We start from the raw sequence: 571 nt of genomic DNA, 5'->3' as shown, positions 1-571 counted from the left end.
GCTCCGATCGAAAGCGCCCGAATGACCTTGTGGCGCACTATCATCGGCACTTGGATGGGAACGCGCGCACCCACCCTTCGCTGTACTCTTCAGAAGGGGCGAGCCGATGAGGGCTAGCTACCAAAATCAGATCGCGCTGCCCGAGGACATCTCGTTCGATGTCACCTGGGTTCCGGACGCCGCAGTCGTCCAAGCCACCGTGGACACCTACGTCACCGGTCTACCGAAGCCGACCTGGTACACCGATCCCGGTCAGCTGCGCGCCACCCGGGACACCCGGATCTTCATGCTCAGCCACCGCCAGTTCAAGGCGGTGGCCGATCCGTGGAATCCGCAGCGGCAGTTGCGGATCTACCAGTGCGAGACCTGCGGCAACGGATGCACGGAAAGCGGCATCGAACTAGGCCACAAACAGAAATGGCGGGATCACCTCAAAGCCGCGGCCGTGGCCACCACCGCCGAAGCCAAAGCGGCATACAACAACCTGGTCAACCTGCGGCTGGAATGCCGCTCCTGCAACGCCAGCCACGATTGGGAGTAGATCGATGCACGGCCGGGCCTCCGCCAAACC

The 571-nt window shown here is 63.0% G+C and carries 1 protein-coding gene; it reads left to right on the top strand.

Features of this window, described 5'->3' with window-relative positions; genetic code table 11:
- Window positions 1-106: 106 nt before the first annotated feature.
- Window positions 107-541, top strand: coding sequence for a GH-E family nuclease (locus ON39_RS33850; RefSeq protein ID WP_040740321.1), 435 nt, complete (start codon window positions 107-109; stop codon window positions 539-541).
- Window positions 542-571: the final 30 nt, after the last annotated feature.

Origin of the sequence: Nocardia tenerifensis NBRC 101015 (assembly GCF_000308715.1) — a bacterium.
Taxonomy (GTDB): domain Bacteria; phylum Actinomycetota; class Actinomycetes; order Mycobacteriales; family Mycobacteriaceae; genus Nocardia; species Nocardia tenerifensis.
This window is presented reverse-complemented; position numbering and strand designations above follow the sequence as displayed.

Coding starts and splice junctions, on each gene's coding strand:
- ON39_RS33850 (WP_040740321.1), top strand. CDS start 107: ATGAGGGCTAGCTACCAAAATCAGATCGCGCTGCCCGAGGACATCTCG.